Source organism: Companilactobacillus nuruki (genome assembly GCF_002872255.1).
GTDB classification, from domain to species: Bacteria; Bacillota; Bacilli; order Lactobacillales; family Lactobacillaceae; genus Companilactobacillus; species Companilactobacillus nuruki.
In genome coordinates this window covers 1-3143 of sequence record NZ_NIPR01000019.1, presented here as the reverse complement: position 1 = coordinate 3143, position 3143 = coordinate 1, and the positions used below count along the sequence as shown (strand labels likewise).

Below are 3143 nucleotides of genomic sequence, written 5' to 3'. Positions count from 1 at the left end.
TTGAAAACTGGATATTAAGAATTAATGAATTAATTGAAACACCGAAAACTGCGCGATAAAAGTGGATGTATTTCCATATTTTGTCAAGTTTTAAAGATTAAGTTATAAAGGGCGCATGGTGGATGCCTTGGCACTAGTAGCCGATGAAGGACGTAACTAACGACGATACGCCTCGGGGAGCTGTAAGTAAGCTTTGATCCGGGGATTTCCGAATGGGGGAACCCAAATATCGTAATGGATATTTACTTGTTTGTGAATACATAGCAATCAAGAGGAACACGCAATGAACTGAAACATCTAAGTAGTTGCAGGAAGAGAAAGAAAATTCGATTCCCTGAGTAGCGGCGAGCGAAACGGGAATAGCCCAAACTAAAGAGCTTGCTCTTTAGGGTTGTAGGACTGATGTTGTGAGAACAAAAGGTAATGATAGTTGAACAAGTTGGAAAGCTTGGCCAAAGAGAGTGAAAGCCTCGTAAACGAAATCTGACCCACTCCATTCAGTATCCTGAGTACGGCGGAACACGAGAAACTCCGTCGGAATCTGGGAGGACCATCTCCCAAGGCTAAATACTAACTAGTGACCGATAGTGAACCAGTACCGTGAGGGAAAGGTGAAAAGTACCGCGGAAGCGGAGTGAAATAGATCCTGAAACCATGTGCCTACAAGTAGTGAGAGCCCGTTTATGGGTGATCGCGTGCCTTTTGTAGAATGAACCGGCGAGTTACGTTAACATGCAAGGTTAAGATGAAAAGTCGGAGCCGTAGCGAAAGCGAGTCTGAATAGGGCGTCTAAGTATGTTGATGTAGACCCGAAACCAAGTGACCTACCCATGACCAGGTTGAAGATGCGGTAAAACGCATTGGAGGACCGAACCCGTGTATGTTGAAAAATGCTGGGATGAGTTGTGGGTAGCGGTGAAATTCCAAACGAACTTGGAGATAGCTGGTTCTCTCCGAAATAGCTTTAGGGTTAGCCTCGGGGATTAGGATCGTGGAGGTAGAGCACTGTTTGGACTAGGGGCCCGTCTTGGGTTACTGAATTCAGATAAACTCCGAATACCATTGATCTATACCCGGGAGTCAGACGATGAGTGATAAGATCCACCGTCGAAAGGGAAACAGCCCAGATCACCAGTTAAGGTCCCAAAATTCATGCTAAGTGGAAAAGGATGTGGAAACGCATAGACAACTAGGATGTTGGCTTAGAAGCAGCCATTCATTCAAAGAGTGCGTAATAGCTCACTAGTCGAGTGATTCTGCGCCGAAAATGTACCGGGGCTAAGCATGATACCGAAACTGTGGATGTGTCGTAAGACACGTGGTAGGAGAGCGTTGTAATTGCATTGAAGCTGTACCGTGAGGAGCAGTGGAGTGATTAGAAGTGAGAATGCCGGTATGAGTAACGAAAGACCAGTGAGAATCTGGTCGGCCGAAAGACTAAGGTTTCCTGGGGAAGGCTCGTCCTCCCAGGGTTAGTCGGGGCCTAAGATGAGACCGAGAGGTGTAATCGATGGATAACGGGTTGATATTCCCGTACTAGTTTATTTTGTTTGAACGATGGAAGGACGCAGGAGGATGATGTGTGCGCGCTGATGGATATGCGCGTCCAAGCAGTAAGTCTTGATATGAGTCAAATGCTTATATCTTTAAGGACAAGCTGTGATGGGGAGTGAAATTTTAGTAGCGAAGCACAGTAACTCACACTGCCGAGAAAAGTTTCTAGTTAGAAATAAACTACCCGTACCGCAAACCGACACAGGTAGTCGAGGAGAGTATCCTAAGGTCAGCGAGTGAACTCTCGTTAAGGAACTCGGCAAAATGACCCCGTAACTTCGGGAGAAGGGGTGCTGGTGTAACAGCCAGCCGCAGTGAATAGGCCCAAACAACTGTTTATCAAAAACACAGGTCTATGCTAAATCGTAAGATGACGTATATGGGCTGACGCCTGCCCGGTGCTGGAAGGTTAAGAGGATCAGTTAGCTTTTGCGAAGCTGAGAATTGAAGCCCCAGTAAACGGCGGCCGTAACTATAACGGTCCTAAGGTAGCGAAATTCCTTGTCGGGTAAGTTCCGACCCGCACGAAAGGCGTAATGATTTGGGCACTGTCTCAACGAGAGACTCGGTGAAATTATAATACCCGTGAAGATGCGGGTTACCCGCGACAGGACGGAAAGACCCCATGGAGCTTTACTGTAGCTTGATATTGAGTTTTTGTGTGACATGTACAGGATAGGTAGGAGCCATTGATTTCGGAACGCTAGTTTCGAAGGAGGCGTTGGTGGGATACTACCCTTGTTATATGAAAACTCTAACCCACGCCGCTTAGCGCGGTGGGGGACAGTGTCTGGTGGGCAGTTTGACTGGGGCGGTCGCCTCCTAAAATGTAACGGAGGCGCTCAAAGGTTCGCTCAGAATGGTTGGAAATCATTCGCAGAGTGTAAACGTATAAGCGAGCTTGACTGCGAGACTGACAAGTCGAGCAGGGACGAAAGTCGGAGTTAGTGATCCGGTGGTACCATATGGAAGGGCCATCGCTCAACGGATAAAAGCTACCCTGGGGATAACAGGCTTATCTCCCCCAAGAGTTCACATCGACGGGGAGGTTTGGCACCTCGATGTCGGCTCATCGCATCCTGGGGCTGTAGTCGGTCCCAAGGGTTGGGCTGTTCGCCCATTAAAGCGGTACGCGAGCTGGGTTCAGAACGTCGTGAGACAGTTCGGTCCCTATCCGTCGCGGGCGTAGGAAATTTGAGAGGAGCTGTCCTTAGTACGAGAGGACCGGGATGGACATACCTCTGGTGTACCAGTTGTGCCGCCAGGCGCATCGCTGGGTAGCTACGTATGGACGGGATAAACGCTGAAAGCATCTAAGTGTGAAGCCCCCCTCGAGATGAGATTTCCCATTCCTTTATGGAAGTAAGATCCGTTAGAGATTATGACGTAGATAGGCTGCGGGTGGAAGTGTAGCGATACATGGAGCTGAGCAGTACTAATAGATCGAGGACTTAATCGAGTAAGAGTTTACAGCAGTTTTTAGTAGTACAATTAATTCATTGTCTTAATATCTAGTTTTGAAGGTACGAGCGAAAATAGTGTGGTGGCGATAGTGAGAAGGATACACCTGTTCCCATGCCGAACACAGA

Annotated in this window: 1 rRNA gene; it reads left to right on the top strand. The window is 47.9% G+C overall.

Features of this window, described 5'->3' with window-relative positions:
- Positions 1-95 precede the first annotated feature (95 nt).
- Positions 96-3013: ribosomal RNA gene (locus tag CBP76_RS06345) — 23S ribosomal RNA — on the top strand.
- Positions 3014-3143: the final 130 nt, after the last annotated feature.